The organism is Pseudomonas sp. NFX5 (assembly GCF_049132125.1).
Lineage (GTDB): Bacteria > Pseudomonadota > Gammaproteobacteria > Pseudomonadales > Pseudomonadaceae > Aquipseudomonas > Aquipseudomonas marginalis.
In genome coordinates this window covers 163,742-177,292 of the sequence record NZ_JAFMZG010000020.1, presented here as the reverse complement: position 1 = coordinate 177,292, position 13,551 = coordinate 163,742, and the positions used below count along the sequence as shown (strand labels likewise).

Annotated in this window: 10 protein-coding genes; 2 read left to right on the top strand and 8 right to left on the bottom strand. The window is 62.1% G+C overall.

Features of this window, described 5'->3' with window-relative positions:
* Nucleotides 1-49: 49 nt before the first annotated feature.
* From J1N02_RS12955 to J1N02_RS12940, 4 genes are all read right to left on the bottom strand, one after another.
* Entirely contained in the window at nt 50-1,219 is a 1,170-nt protein-coding gene (locus tag J1N02_RS12955; protein WP_027608223.1) for a hypothetical protein, read from the bottom strand.
* 108 nt (nt 1,220-1,327) lie between these two features.
* Nucleotides 1,328-2,638, bottom strand: coding sequence for an autotransporter outer membrane beta-barrel domain-containing protein (locus tag J1N02_RS12950; protein ID WP_421147397.1), 1,311 nt, complete (start codon nt 2,636-2,638; stop codon nt 1,328-1,330).
* A gap of 166 nt (nt 2,639-2,804) precedes the next feature.
* Entirely contained in the window at nt 2,805-3,575 is a 771-nt protein-coding gene (locus J1N02_RS12945) for an amino acid ABC transporter permease (RefSeq protein WP_027608225.1), read from the bottom strand.
* 29 nt (nt 3,576-3,604) lie between these two features.
* A complete protein-coding gene (locus J1N02_RS12940; protein WP_027608226.1) occupies nt 3,605-4,426 on the bottom strand; it encodes an ABC transporter substrate-binding protein in 822 nt (273 codons plus the stop codon).
* A 112-nt stretch (nt 4,427-4,538) separates the two neighbouring features.
* Here J1N02_RS12940 and J1N02_RS12935 point away from each other — a divergent pair, with 112 nt between their 5' ends.
* Complete coding sequence (locus J1N02_RS12935) at nt 4,539-5,438, top strand: homocysteine S-methyltransferase family protein (protein ID WP_421147396.1); 900 nt, start codon at nt 4,539-4,541, stop codon at nt 5,436-5,438.
* A gap of 3 nt (nt 5,439-5,441) precedes the next feature.
* Here J1N02_RS12935 and J1N02_RS12930 read toward each other — a convergent pair whose 3' ends face one another.
* From J1N02_RS12930 to J1N02_RS12920, 3 genes are read right to left on the bottom strand one after another with little or no spacing between them, the layout of a single operon-like run.
* On the bottom strand, nt 5,442-6,122 hold the full coding sequence (locus J1N02_RS12930; RefSeq protein WP_027608228.1) for a GNAT family N-acetyltransferase: 681 nt from the start codon (nt 6,120-6,122) through the stop codon (nt 5,442-5,444).
* A 10-nt stretch (nt 6,123-6,132) separates the two neighbouring features.
* Nucleotides 6,133-6,579, bottom strand: coding sequence for a GNAT family N-acetyltransferase (locus J1N02_RS12925; RefSeq protein WP_027608229.1), 447 nt, complete (start codon nt 6,577-6,579; stop codon nt 6,133-6,135).
* Nucleotides 6,576-7,214, bottom strand: coding sequence for an FMN-binding negative transcriptional regulator (locus J1N02_RS12920; protein WP_027608230.1), 639 nt, complete (start codon nt 7,212-7,214; stop codon nt 6,576-6,578). Before J1N02_RS12920 ends, J1N02_RS12925 begins: the two co-directional genes overlap by 4 nt.
* A gap of 90 nt (nt 7,215-7,304) precedes the next feature.
* On the opposite strand from J1N02_RS12920, the gene J1N02_RS12915 reads away from it, so the two are divergent.
* Nucleotides 7,305-8,846, top strand: a complete 1,542-nt coding sequence (locus J1N02_RS12915; protein ID WP_405126332.1) for a PLP-dependent aminotransferase family protein — start codon at nt 7,305-7,307, stop codon at nt 8,844-8,846.
* 3 nt (nt 8,847-8,849) lie between these two features.
* Here J1N02_RS12915 and J1N02_RS12910 read toward each other — a convergent pair whose 3' ends face one another.
* Nucleotides 8,850-13,463 (bottom strand): dermonecrotic toxin domain-containing protein, encoded by a 4,614-nt coding sequence (locus tag J1N02_RS12910; protein ID WP_421147395.1) that lies wholly within the window; start codon nt 13,461-13,463, stop codon nt 8,850-8,852.
* Between the last annotated feature and the right edge of the window lie 88 nt (nt 13,464-13,551).

The window sequence follows — 13,551 nt, the reverse complement described above, 5'->3', positions numbered from 1 at the left end:
CCGTTTAATCCTCGGGGGGGCAGGTGCCCCCCTTTTTTTTGCCGATTTTTTAATGGTCAACGGAGGGTGCGGCGCTCTGCTTGCGCTTGAAGCCGACAAAAATACCTTCAGGTTTGTAGAGCAGTTCAGGTTCCAGGGTGGTCAGGTTGCTGGTAACGGCGCTGAATGTTCCCTTGATGGATGCCGCATCCGCGATACGTAGCTGGCGCGTGAGCAGTGCTTCACTTTCCGGCTGTACATCAAGTTTCAGGGTGGCGTTATCCAGCGTTAACGTATTGCCGACTTTCAGCGTGGAGTGGGCTTGGTCCGCGCCCACTTTGAACGCCATGGTCGATCCTGGTTTGAGGTGCAGATCCTTCCTGATCCGGGTCCGTGGTGTATTTTCAGGATCGAGCAGCAGGGTACCCGCGACATTAAGGGAGTCGACGGTGCCGCCGGAATAGCTGCCGCCCGCATCAATATCCAGGGTCCCCTTGATAACGCTGCGGTTGGTCAAGGCAGCATCGCCGTACACCTTGCCGTGCCGATTGTCGTGCAGTGCACCGGTCAGTTCCCAGGCGCCCTTGCCGACCCACAGGTGTTGCATTCGGGTCGCACCTTCGAACGTGCCGCCTTTGGTGTCTTCGAGAACCACCTGGTTGGTACCGCTGCCGCCATCGACTTCGCCTTTGAAGCGGCTGCCATTTTTGACAACCAACAGGTCGTCACCGCCGCCCATGTCCAGGGCGACTCCATTGCCACCTGCAATCAGGCCATGGTTGATCACCTCATCGGCCTTTTCTCCCTTCAGGGCCACACCTGTGCCGGATTGGGCCGTGATGCTTCCTCGATTCTCCAGCCAGACAGAGGTAAGTCCGGAGCTGCTCAGGCCATGACCCGGTGAATTGATGTGCACGTCCGGGCTGTTGACGATGTCGACGGCTTTGATGATGTGTGACTTCTCAAGGTTGGACGGGGTTTGGGTGAGGCCGGCGATCTCGTCGATATTCATCCCGTCGCGGCGCGGGGAGTTAGGCGTGGTGATGACTTTGACAATATTGGTGTCGAGCTGGCCATTTGAGGCCTGGCGGGCGGCGTGCCCGAACGAGCGCGGAGTGGTTGGAGGCGCGGTGTGTGGCTCGGGTGCTGCGGCGGGCGGAGTGGCAGCCTCGGCGAAGGCGTTGGCGCTTTGTGCGAAAAGTGCACCAAGGGGAGGGAAAAACGAAAGTGTCGATATCATGATTTCCGGCCTCTTTTGTATAGGAGACCGGAGTGTAGCCAGCAAAAAGTGGTGCTTAATGTCAGCCTTCAAGACCTGTGTGAGTGTGAAGGTTCTTCAGTTTCTGTCTTAAAACGCGCTTTGCCATTGGCCCATTAGTCCATGGTTGCGGCTGTTGTCGCCCACTTCGGCGGTGTACGCGATGCTCAGGGTCTGGTGCTCCGAAAGACGCATGTCCAGCCCCGTGCGCAAGGCCAGGTTATCTCGGTCCAGCGAGGTACCGCCGATGCTGAACGCGCTGTTGAAGTCCTCGCGGGTTTCCCTGGCAAAGGATTGGCGTACGCGGCTGTTGGTGTCGCCATACAAGTGTTTCCAATGGACGCTCAGGTGCGGCTTGAGGGTGATCCGGTCGGCCACTGCGATGTCGCGGCTCAAGCGCAGGCCGAAGGTGCTGCTGAGGTTTTGCTGGGTTTGGGTGCCCACGTTCAACGCGCTATGGCCACCTTTCTCGGAGAAGCGGTCACGGTGATACCGCTGGAAGCCGATTCCGGCAAACGGTTCGGCATGCAAGCCGTCGGTGACGAACCGATGGCCCAGTTCGGCGAATGCGTTCTGGCTCTGGGCCTTGTACTTGCCCGTGAGGCGTTCGCGGTAATCGATGAAGTCGAAGTCCACACTGCGCGTGTTCTGCCCGGAATGGCTGCTGTACAGCGCGCCCAGGCGTAAAGCCCATGGACCGTCCTGGCGCACCGCATAGGCGCCCAGGTGCCAGCTGTCCACTTCACCGTTGAAATGCCGGGCGCTCAGGTCGCTGCCAGACTTGCCGCCCACCACGCCGACCCGCCAGGCGTCATCGATTGCTCCATCTGCACCCAGCAACAGGCCCTGGCTGCTTTGTTTCAAGCCGGCGCTGCCGTGTTGGGCATCGAGGGCACCGCTGCTGGCCAGGCCTTGGACCCAGACACGCCCGTCCTCACCGGTGTGGTTATCCAATTGGCGTATGGCTGTCAGCAGGCTGGCGTGCCAGCGTTTCATGCTGTTTTGAGTGGCCGTGCCCAGGTTGGCGTTCTGGCTGCCGGCCAATTGCTCCAGCAGCATACCCAAGCGACCTGGCTCCAGGCTGCTCAAGTACCGCCCGTAGTTTTCACGCTGGTACTTTTCCCAGTCACTCAACTCCTCCGATGCCAGCGCGGCATCCACTGCCGAGTCCAGCACGCGGGCAACGCTCAGGCCGTTACGACTGTTGGCTCGGTCGATGAAATAGAAGTCTTCGGGGGTGGGAGTGGCCGGGTCGAAATGAGTTTTCTGGTGATGTTTCGCAATCTGTTCGAACCACTCGCTGTCGGGTTGCATGTCTTCACGGGCCTGTGCGTACTGAGCACAGGTGGCCCCCAGCGCGAGCGTGATGGCGAGTACGAGTTGTTTCTGAATGAGTGGCATGTAAACCCACCTCCTGATGTATGAGGCGGGGAATTTAGCGGGGCACCCGGGGGATAACTGTCAGGCCAAGCACCGCGTGTTTGCGGGAGATGTCTCTAGTCCGATGCGATAAAAATTCAGCTCGATTGGCGCAGTAAGCCTGAGGGCGATAGTGACTTCAATGACCTCACTCTCGCCTCGCATACCCCTTGCCATAGTGCCGCTCCATGCGTGCCTGGATCAGTTCCAGGCCGAGGGACATCACCCAGTAAATGATCGCAGCGGTGGTGAGCATCTCGATATAACGGTAGCTGGAGCGCCCGTAGGATTGCGCCAGGAACATCACTTCCCACACGCCCATCACCGAGATCAGCGACGAGTCCTTGAGCATGGAGATGAACTGGTTGGTCGCCGGCGGGACGATGGTGCGCATGGCCTGGGGCAGGGTGACGTGCCAGAAGATCGCACTGTCGCGCATGCCCAGGGCCAATGCGGCTTCCCGTTGTCCATGAGGGACGCCCAGGATGCCGGCGCGGAAGATCTCGCTCAGGTACGCGCCGTAGTTCAGCGACAGCGCGATGATCCCCGCGACGATGGCGCCCGGCACCAGGCCCAGCTGCGGCAGGCCCAGATAGATCAGCAGGATCTGGATCAGCAACGGCGTGCCACGGAAAAACGACGCGTAGAAGCTGGCGATACCAAAGGCCACGGCACTTTTGGACAGGCGCCCGAGCGCGGTGATAAAGCCCAGCACCGACGAGGCGGCAATCGCACACAGGCACAGGAACAGCGTCAGCGCTGCGCCTTGCAGGAAGCCATTGGGTGCCAGGTGCAGGCCGACCAGGTTGGGCAGCTTGTCGAGAATGATCGAGAACTTCAGGTCAAAGCTCAGGAAGAAACTGGCAAACAGGGCGAACAGCGCCGCCCAGGTCAGGTAAAGCCGCGTGCGAAAGCCCAGCAGGGCGCGCGCAGGTTTTGGGGGAACACTCATTGGCTGATATCGGCACCGATCCATTTTTGCGACAGTTTGCTCAGGGTGCCGTCCTGTTTCAACTGGGCAAATACCTCACGCACCTTGGCGTCCCACTGGGCGTCGCCTTTTTCGATGGCGACCGAATTGGGTTCGGCGTACAGCGGCGTGCCGGCGAGCTTGAAGCGTTTGTCTTCGTTCAGGCGCGGCTGGGCGGTGACCAGGTTGGTGAGGATTGCATCCAGGCGTACACCGGCGCCCAGGCCAAGGTCCTGGAAGGCGACGTTATCGGTGTCGTACGGGGCGATCTGCACGTTCTCGAACGGGTACTGCAACTGGGTGTCCTCGGCGCCTTCGATCACCAGGTTCTTGTTCAGGTAGCTCTCGTAGCTGGAGGCGCTGGTGAGGCCGACTTTCTTGCCGCTCAGGTCCTTGGCGCCGTGGATGCTGTCATCCTTGGCATTGACCACGATCACGGCAGGGGAGGCGTAATACTCCACCGGGAAGTCGAAGACCTCGGCGCGGGCCTTGCTCGGGGTCATCGAGCAGATGCAGATGTCATAGCGACCGCTCCAGCGGCCGGCGGCGATCACGTCCCACGACGGCGTTTCCAGGCGCAGTTTCACACCGAGCTTTTGCGCGACAGCCTTGGCCACATCGACATCGAAGCCGTCGAGCTGGTTTTGCTCGTTGAGGAACGAGAACGGCGGGTAGCTTTCCATCAGCACGCCCACCAGTTCTTTTTTCTTCTCAACCCGGTCCAGGGTCGCGCCGCCAAAGGCTTGGGTGGAGGCAGCCAGTATCGTCAGGCCCAAGGCCAATAGCGGTTTAAGTTTCAAGGAGGCACCTGAATAAAAAAGAGGTTGTTATGAACCGAACGGAACGTATTAAATAGTTATAAGAACGACTCTCATAGTGAGTTATTTTCATAAGCTTATGAGTAAAAAGCATATGGGCGCAGTAAGCACAGTAATTCTGGACGGCGGCATGGGCCGTGAACTGCAACGCCGCGGTGCGCCCTTCAGGCAGCCGGAGTGGTCCGCGCTGGCATTGAGCGAAGCACCGCAGGCGGTGGAGGCGGTGCATGCGGCCTATATCGACAGTGGCGCCAACGTGATTACCAGCAACAGCTATGCGGTGGTGCCGTTCCATATCGGCGAGGCGCGCTTTGCTGCCGAAGGCCAGGCCCTGGCGGCGCTGGCGGGTGAATTGGCCAGACGGGCGGTGCAGGCTTCGGGCAAGGCCGTGCGTGTGGCCGGCTCGTTGCCGCCGTTGTTTGGTTCGTATCGGCCTGATCTGTTCGAGCCGCAGCGCGAGTCTGAGTTGTTGACGCCACTGGTGCAGGGCCTGGCACCCCATGTCGACCTGTGGCTGGCGGAGACCCAGAGCTCAATCGTCGAAGCGCGGGCGATTCATGCGGGCCTGCCGAAGGATGGCAAGCCGTTCTGGCTGTCTTTCACCTTGAAAGACGAAGACACCGACGAAGTACCGCGCCTGCGCTCCGGCGAACCGGTGGCGGACGCGGCCGAAGCCGCCGCGCAGTTGGGCGTGCAAGTGTTGCTGTTCAATTGCAGCCAGCCGGAAGTGATCGGCGCGGCGATCGATGCCGCACGCCAGACCTTCGAACGGTTGGGCGTGGCGATTCAGATCGGCGCCTATGCCAATGCCTTCCCGCCCCAGCCCAAGGAAGCCACGGCCAACGACGGCCTGGATCCCTTGCGCGAAGATCTCGACCCGCCGGGCTACCTGCAGTGGGCCGCGGACTGGCAAAAGCGCGGTGCCAGCCACTTGGGCGGGTGCTGCGGGATCGGGCCGGAGCATATTGCGGTGCTGGCCCAGAAGCTGGGGTAAGCCTTAAAGCGCCTGGCGGCGACACTCCGCCAGGCCCTTCAACTGCCCGGAACCTGCCTGGTTCGCCTCCGACAACCACGCCTCAAACCCCGCGCCCACCGTCGGCCATTCCGAATCCAAAATCGAATACCACGCCGTATCGCGGTTCTGCCCCTTCACCACCATATGCTGGCGGAACACCCCTTCAAAGCTGAACCCCAACCGCTCCGCCGCATATTTGGAGCGGGCATTGCCGTTGTTGCACTTCCACTCCAGGCGGCGGTAACCCTGTTCGAACGCGTATTTGGCCAGGAGGTACACCGCCTCGGTGCTTTTGGGTGAGCGCTGCATCGGCGCGCCGAAGGTGACATGCCCGATTTCGATACGGCCCTGGGCCGGGACGATGGACATCAGGCTGAGGATGCCCTGCACCTGGCCGGACGCACGGTCGACCACGCTGAAGAAATACGGGTCGCTGTTCGCCGCATGGTTGTTCAACCACGCATCAAACGCGGCGCGTTCGGCGAACGGGCCGTAAGGCAGGTAATCCCACAACTTGGGGTCGGCGCCGGGGCCTTCGAGGGCTTGCCACAGTTGGTCGGCGTGGCGGGCCGGATCGAGTTTTTCCAGGCGGATAAAGCGCCCTTCGAGCAGTTGCGCGGTGGGCGCCGGGGCGCCTTTCCAGTCGGCGAGGGAAGTGGACATGCTGCGCTCCTTAAAGACCTTTGCGAAATTGAATGAAGCCAGGGCGTTCGGCGATGCGCTCGTAGAGCTGGATCGCGGTGGCGTTGGTCTCGTGGGTCAGCCAGTGCACCTTGCAGCAGCCGTCGGCCTTGGCAGTGGCGTAGACGAACTCGATCAGTTTACGGCCGACACCGGTGCCGCGCTGGGCCGGGTCCACCAGCAGATCCTGCAGGTAGCAGGAGTTTTCGATGCTCCAGTTGGAGCGATGGTAGATGAAGTTGACCATGCCCACCGCCTTGCCGTCCTGCCAGGCCAGCGCAGAGTGGGTCGGCTCATGGGCATCGATCAGGCGCTGCCAGGTGCTTTGGCTGACGGCGTCCGGCAGTTCGGTGTTGTAGAACGTCAAGTACGCCTGCCACAGCGGCAGCCAGGCGGCGTGGTCGGTTGCGGTGACCTGGCGGATCTCGATCTGGCTCATTCTGAAACTCCTTGGGGAATAAAGCGCGCGAGGGTCTGGTCGCGTATATCGGCGCTGGCGGCCAGGCCGTCGCGCACGCCGGCGATGTCCGCCGCGCTGCGGTTCTGGCTGAGTTTGCGTTTGCCGATCAGGCGCTCGATCGGCAGGCTGAAGCCGACAATGGCCTTGAGCATGCCGTCAATGTAATCAGCCGGGGCGTCGCTGACCTTCCATGGCTGGGCGCGATTGTCCTCGTGGCGGTCAGTGAGGGCGCTGACCACGCCGAGCAGGCGCTCGGCATCGGTAAACACCTCGGCCTTGCCATAGGCATGCACCGCGATGTAATTCCAGGTGGGCACCACTTTGCCGTGCTCAGCCTTGGCCGGGTAAAACCCCGGGCTGATGTAGGCCTCGGCGCCGGCGAAGATCACCAGGGCTTCGCTGCCGTCTTGCAGGTCTTGCCACTGCCGATTGGCCTTGGCCAGGTGCCCGTACAGCGTGCCGTTGGGGCCTTCATCCGGGTTGAGCAGCAGCGGCAAGTGGCTGGCCTGCAGGCCTTGCTCGCCAAAGGTGACCAACTGCGCCAGGCGTGTGTGCTGGATCAGTTGCTGTATTTCGGGCAAGTCGTCGAGGGCAAAGGCGCGGGGTGTGTACATGAATATTTTCCTTGGCGAATGCCTGCATCCTAGGCAGGCTAATGGTTCGTTGTAAGAGCCATCTTCGGCCAATTTCATAGGTCCAATATGATGTCGCCCATTTCGCCGCCGCTGTCCTTCAACCCTGCCGGTATCGAGCTGGATCGACGCCAAGGCCTGACGCGCCAGCTTTATGAAGCCCTGCGTCAGCGCGTGTTGGATGGGCGCCTGGCCAGCGGTACGCGCCTGCCCGCCAGCCGTGACCTGGCCGCTGCGCTGTTGATTTCCCGCAACAGCGTGGTGCGCGCCTACGATCAGTTGTACGCGGAGGGGTTTATCGAAGGCCGTGTGGGTGACGGCACCTATGTCGCCCAATTGCCCACGGCAAAAAAACTATCCACAAAAGTATCCACAGGCTTATCAACAAGCTTATCCCCAGACTTATCCACAAAATGGACGGAATTGCCGCAAAACCTCGATGGCGAAGTTATCCACAGGCCGGCCTTGGGGCGGGTGCAAAATAACCATTTGCCACAGCCGCCGGCGGGTCCGCCCAAGGCATTTCGCGTGGGCGTGCCAGCCTTCGATCTATTCCCTTTCGAGGTCTGGGCCAAGCTCAACGGGGCGTTCTGGCGCAAGCCGGACCTGGCGCAGCTGTGCTATGGCGACCCGGCGGGTGACAGCCGCCTGCGCGGCTTGATCGCCGCTTACCTGCGCAGCTCACGGGGCATGCAATGTACGGCTGAGCAAATAGTGATCACCAGCGGTGCACAACAGGCAATCAGCCTTTGTGCACAGTTGCTGGTAGAGCCTGGTGACGGGGTGGCGGTTGAAAACCCGGGCTATCGGGCCGCCGGTCACGCGTTCGCCCTGGCCGGTGCCAACCTGCAGGGCGTGCCGGTGGACAGCGACGGCATCGATTGCCAGGTCCTGAATACCTTGGGTGATTGCCGCCTGGCCTATGTCACGCCCTCCCACCAATATCCGCTGGGCGTGGTGATGAGCCTGGCGCGGCGCCTGGAGTTGCTGGCCTGGGCCGAGCGCACCGGCGGCTGGATCGTGGAGGACGACTATGACGGCGAATACCGCTACAGCGGCGCCCCCCTGGCGCCGCTGGCGGCTTTGGACCGCAGCGGCCGCGTGCTGTACGTCGGTACCTTCGGCAAAGTCGCATTCCCGGCCTTGCGCCTGGGCTATCTGGTGTTGCCGCCAGGCCTGGTTGATGCTTTCTCACGGCGCCGTGCGGTGGATATGCGCCACTCGGAAGTCAGTACCCAGGCGGTGATGGCCGAGTTTATGGCGGCCGGGCACTTCCAGCGGCATATCCGCCGGATGCGGCGCGCGGCATTGAGCCGGCGCAATGCCTTGCTCGCCGGGTGGCCGCGTGGTCTGCCGGGGGTGGGCGAGTTGCCCGTTATCGCCGCAGGGCTGCACATGACCGTGCGCGTGGACAGCCTGGCCCGCGAGCAACAGCTGCTTGAGCAGGCCCGTGCCGTGGGTGTCGAAGTCAATGGTTTAAGCAGTTACTGGCTGGCGCACTCCACCACTCCGGCAGACCAGTGCGCCGGCCTGGTGCTGGGGTTTGCCGCCGTACCCGAGACGGCCGTTGCCGAGGCCCTGGCAACGTTGCGCAGGGCCTGGCAGCACGATTGACGGTCAGGTCTGGAAAAACAACGAGCGGGCCAGGATCGGGCTGATTTCACTGCGATAAATCGCGATCTGGTCACGGTCGCTCAAGCCCGTGCGGTGCACAGCGCCCCCCAGTTTCTGCTGGTCGCGGGTCTTGAGGTGGCCGGCGGTGTAGTGCTCCAGCGCCGCCTGGGGAGACTCATAGTGAAAGTGCGCATACCAGAGCACCGCATGGGTCTGGTGATCACGCACCTCGTATTCGTCCAGGTAGTTTTTGCCGGGGCCCTTGAGCCGCCGCCGCGTGACCACTTTGGCGATTTTCACCAGGCCCTGGCTGTGCAGCCACTCCACCCGTGCCGCCGTGGGTGGTTGTTGTTTGGTCATGCTGATGCGAGTGTTTGTGCCCATTTCGTATAGCCGTTGTGCGGCGTCATTGAGGCGACGGTTGAGGGCGGCGGCGGGCGGGCGGTCGCTTTCCGTGAGGTTGAGCCGGGTGAGCGCCTCTTCGATCGTGGCCATTGCGTGTTCCAGGCGTGCGGCGTACTGGTGGAACATCTCTTCGATTTCCACCGGAATACGCCCGGCTTTCTTCGCGTGGTCCAGGGTGCGCAGGGTGGCGGCGGGCTCTTCATTCAGCAGGCTCTGGGCGGTGTCGATGCTGGTGCCCAGGTCGATCACCTGGGGCTCTCGGGGGCTTGAGGGTGTGCTCTGGCGTTCAACCCAGACCCCAGGGGTTTTTTCGTGAAAGGTCGCGATGAGCTTGCCCGTCACCGGGGCCTTGACGTCCACCAGGCCGCTTTCGGCTTCACGGGGCTCGCCCACCACCACCCCGTTGAAGCGTGTCTTGATGACTTTGCGCTTGGGTGTCGGGGGGGCTTTTGATGGGCCAGGCTTGGGCTCCAGGGCTTTTCGTTGCCTGATCAACAGCGCCAGCTCATGCACCGCCTGTTGGTTGAATTCATCGATGCGTTGGCGCAGGTTTTCCAGGGGTTCTCGCTGCACCTGTTCCGGGTGTTCGGCGTGCAGGTCCAGCAGGCGTTGGTCGACAATCGCGAACTGGTCGACCAGGCTGTTGAGCACTTCAATACGCTCGTGCAGGTCGCTGATGCTGGTTTCCACCAGGGTCTCGATCCACGTTTGCACCGTGAGATCGGCGTTATCCACGATGTCATTGAGTTGCGCACGGGCGTCGGTGAAGGCCTCCCCGCTGCCTTCGCCAATACACAGGTAGCGGCTGAGGGTGAGTTGCATGGCCTTGAGGTCGTGCAGCTTGAAGTCGGGCAGGGCCTGCACGCTGGTCTGGATGACCTTGGCACCCTCTATGCCCAGGCTTTCCAACTGGCGATAGCGCGACTGCGCATACTCCATGCGGTTGATCATATCCAGGTTCAGCTTCGCCATCGTCTGTGCGATCTCGTTACGCTGCTTGATGTCCAGGGAGGTGAGGGCTTCCATGTCTTCCACCGACACCAGCAACTTGTCGCGAAAGACCGGCAAGCGTTCCGCGATGGCCGAGCGGGTCAGCAGCAGTTGTTTGTTCAGGTAGTCGATCATCGAACTCTGGTAGTTGGGTACCGAATCGATGACATTCAGCGAACGTAACTGGCGAATGGGCACGTCATAGTCGGCCAGGCGGCTGTCGACCTTGTCGAGGAACGCCTGGCGCTGGCGATCGGAGGAGGGCCCGGGCACCGGGTCTATCGCGGCGTGGGCCTGGGCGACTTCAGCTTGCCCGCGCCGTTCGTCAGCATCGAATTGGTTGAGTTTCTGCCGGAGGTCGGTGATCCGCGAAGGTACTTTGCCGCGAGCCGATTGCCGGCGATTCCTGAAACCGGCACCGCGCAGGCGCAGGCGAGTGTCGACAAACCATTGCCCGGCCAGGTTGCTCACCAGCAGCGGGCCGATGTGAGTGGGGCGGCCCGGATCGACGATCATGACATTGTCGTGCTCATCCACCGCCACCTCGAACCAGCGTGCGCCCACCGGCGCGTACCATTTATCGGCAAGCGCATAGAGATGCAGGTGCGGCCCTGTTTCCTTGACGGCTTCCCCCAGCCCGTCGGGCCTGGCCACTTTGAGGCGGTCCAGTGTGGCCCCCAGGCTTGTCGGAGAACGTTGGAGTGCGCCGCTGTTGTACAGCGGGCCTTGATGGCGAGCGGGCGGTTCGGCGTCGGGCAAGTCGGGGCGGCGCATCACGGGGATCCGGTGCTCCGGCGGCAGTCTGGTTTCAGGCGCCTGGGTCGGGGTGGCTTCCTGTTTCGGCAACGTGGCCTTGGGCGTCTTTCGTACCGGCGGATGGCGCAGGGCGACGTGCAGCACCAGGGCCATGCCCAGGTTGAGCAGCAGATCCACCTGGGCTGTCCAGGACACCTGCCCGTCAGGCTCCGGCTCCGCCTGGGCGGTCGCCTGCAGGTCGTCCATGATTTGCCAGATCCAGGCCGCGATGCCCACGGTGCGGCCCATGAATGGCAACGCCGCGCTGAAAATCAGCCAGCCGGCTTCTCGATAGCTTGCCCAACGTTTCCGGGCGTTGGACACCGATTGCCGCGTCGCCAATTCAACCATCGCGTTGGCGTTGTCCCTGAACAGCGTCGCCAGGCTGTCGTTGCCCACCACTTCGTCGCTCAAGGCCAGGGGGCCGCTCATTTGCACCACCACTTGCGGCTCCACCAACCCGCGCACCACGGTCCACGGCGAAGGTAATGCGGCAGGGAAGACATACTGCTCGTAGTTGAAGCGTACATCTTCGGCCAGCCAGGCCAGCACCGAGTCGCGCAGGGTGCGGTGATGCTTGATGGCATACAACAGGTTTTGCCGTGACGGGTACTGGATCAGCACCGGCTCCAGCAGTGGGCGGTACAACAGGCAAGGGCCTTGGGTGTGGTCGCGGGGGCCGATCACAAACATATTCGCCACCCCGTCCTGCGCCTGGCTGGTGCGCAGGGTGGGAATGAACGCCAGGCGCCGGATGACGATCTCTTGCCCCTCGACCTGCCGTTCATGGGCGTGTGCCTGCACCGCGGCAGCGATATAGCGATAACCGCGATCATCGATGCCGTGCAGGCCCTGGATTTTCCACTGCAAGGCCAGCAGTGGCAGTTGCACCCGCAAGTGCGAAGTGTAGAGGGTTTGCCGAAGCCTCGATTGAACGGGGTCGTCGAGCAGGGTGTGTTTGATCAGCGTCGGGTAACGCTCACCGATGTCGAGGGTTTCGATCACGTCCTTGAGGTAGTTGTACGTCAGCCATTGCGGCCCCTCGCCGCCGTTGTAGTGCACGCTGGGCGTACCGGTGGGCAGCCCGGTGAGGTTTTCCAGGGCCAGGTCGATCAGGTTGCGCCGGGTGATGTCACTGGTTCCGGGCAGCACGAAGGTGCCCCAGACCACCGGGCTTTCGATGCTGATCTCTATCTTGTCCAGGTTCAGGCTCGTGCCATTTGCATGGGCCTTGATCCGGTTTTGCAGTTGCTGCCGGGCGTAGTCGCGGATCGGCGGGATACCGTCCTGGAAAGACTGGCCGTGGTTGTGGGTATGCAGTTCGGCCAGCTCGATCACGTAACGGCTGTAGGTCGATACGTCCAGGTCCGAGGCATTGGCAAGCCAGTCGGGAAGTTGCTCGTGGATCTGGTGGATGCTCGACAATGAGTGATCGCTCAAGTCTTCAATCACCGGCAGGATGCGCGCGACGGCCTGGCCAGTGACGGCAGCCGTGGCGGGGGCTTCAAGGTCGGCGGAGCCAATTGACCCGATGGCCTGCAATTGCAGGGCGATCAGGTTGCACGCCAGGCTGTCGAAAAAATCCCCGGCGGGTTCGTACAATCGCCATTGCACGGTTACCTCCCCATCAGCTTGAGTCAGTGCCGCGGGCAAGGCTTCGCCGAGCTTTTGCAGTGACTCGAATTTCTCGTAGCCGTTGATCAGCGAATACGTCAGGACCCGCTGGCGTTGCTCATGTACCCCGATCAGCACCGCGATATCCGACAGGCCGACGTGAGTGGAGCGGTTGTTTTTAAGGCCATCTATATCGATCAGGTAAGCGTGTGTCTGGAATGTGTCGAAGTTCCGACGCTTGGCCCGGTCCGGAAAGTGGAACAACGTCCTGGCCATGGCGCAATCGTGTTCATCCCAGCCGTCCTGCGCGGTGACGTTCCAGACTTTGCGCAGGGAATGGGAGAGCGTTTGCCAGCGTGGGCCCGCCAGGCCGTTGGAAGCGTTCCAGTAATCAAGTTGCTGCTCCTGGAAGGCGGTAAAGATCAGCGCCGCCAGCTCATTGATCAGCCGCGCAATGGCATCGATCTGCACCGGCAGGTGCACGGCGGGCTTGGCCTCGGGCTCCAGGGTGAGGAAGTGTTCGCCGTCGATATAGATCACCGGCTCGGGCGCCAGGGCCTGGTTGGCCAGCACCGAGGTCAGCGATTGCGCGGTGGCGGGTGCGGATTGGATGACATCGCCAACGATGCGCCAGCGCGGCGTGATGACCATGGCCAGGTCAGGGTCGATAGCGAGTGTCGGGTATTGCTCCATGAGGGACGAACGCAACAGGTTGGCGGCGACGTCGCGGATCGACGGGCCGACGCTCAGTTGCGTCAGCAGCTCATAGCTGCTGGGCGGGCGATTGTTGCTAGGGGGTGAATCGTTGGGCATCTGCAGCTCCTTGGCCTGGGTCGGCATGAAGAGCTGCAAGGTAATTGGCGCTGCGGCCGGGCGGTCGGTAGATAAGTCATCGTGGCCG

Bases quoted from the DNA above. Each gene is read 5' to 3' on its own strand.
- J1N02_RS12950 (WP_421147397.1), bottom strand. From the start codon at position 2,638: ATGCCACTCATTCAGAAACAACTCGTACTCGCCATCACGCTCGCGCTG.
- J1N02_RS12955 (WP_027608223.1), bottom strand. From the start codon at position 1,219: ATGATATCGACACTTTCGTTTTTCCCTCCCCTTGGTGCACTTTTCGCA.
- J1N02_RS12915 (WP_405126332.1), top strand. From the start codon at position 7,305: ATGTCGCCCATTTCGCCGCCGCTGTCCTTCAACCCTGCCGGTATCGAG.
- J1N02_RS12920 (WP_027608230.1), bottom strand. From the start codon at position 7,214: ATGTACACACCCCGCGCCTTTGCCCTCGACGACTTGCCCGAAATACAG.
- J1N02_RS12930 (WP_027608228.1), bottom strand. From the start codon at position 6,122: ATGTCCACTTCCCTCGCCGACTGGAAAGGCGCCCCGGCGCCCACCGCG.
- J1N02_RS12910 (WP_421147395.1), bottom strand. From the start codon at position 13,463: ATGCCCAACGATTCACCCCCTAGCAACAATCGCCCGCCCAGCAGCTAT.
- J1N02_RS12935 (WP_421147396.1), top strand. From the start codon at position 4,539: ATGGGCGCAGTAAGCACAGTAATTCTGGACGGCGGCATGGGCCGTGAA.
- J1N02_RS12925 (WP_027608229.1), bottom strand. From the start codon at position 6,579: ATGAGCCAGATCGAGATCCGCCAGGTCACCGCAACCGACCACGCCGCC.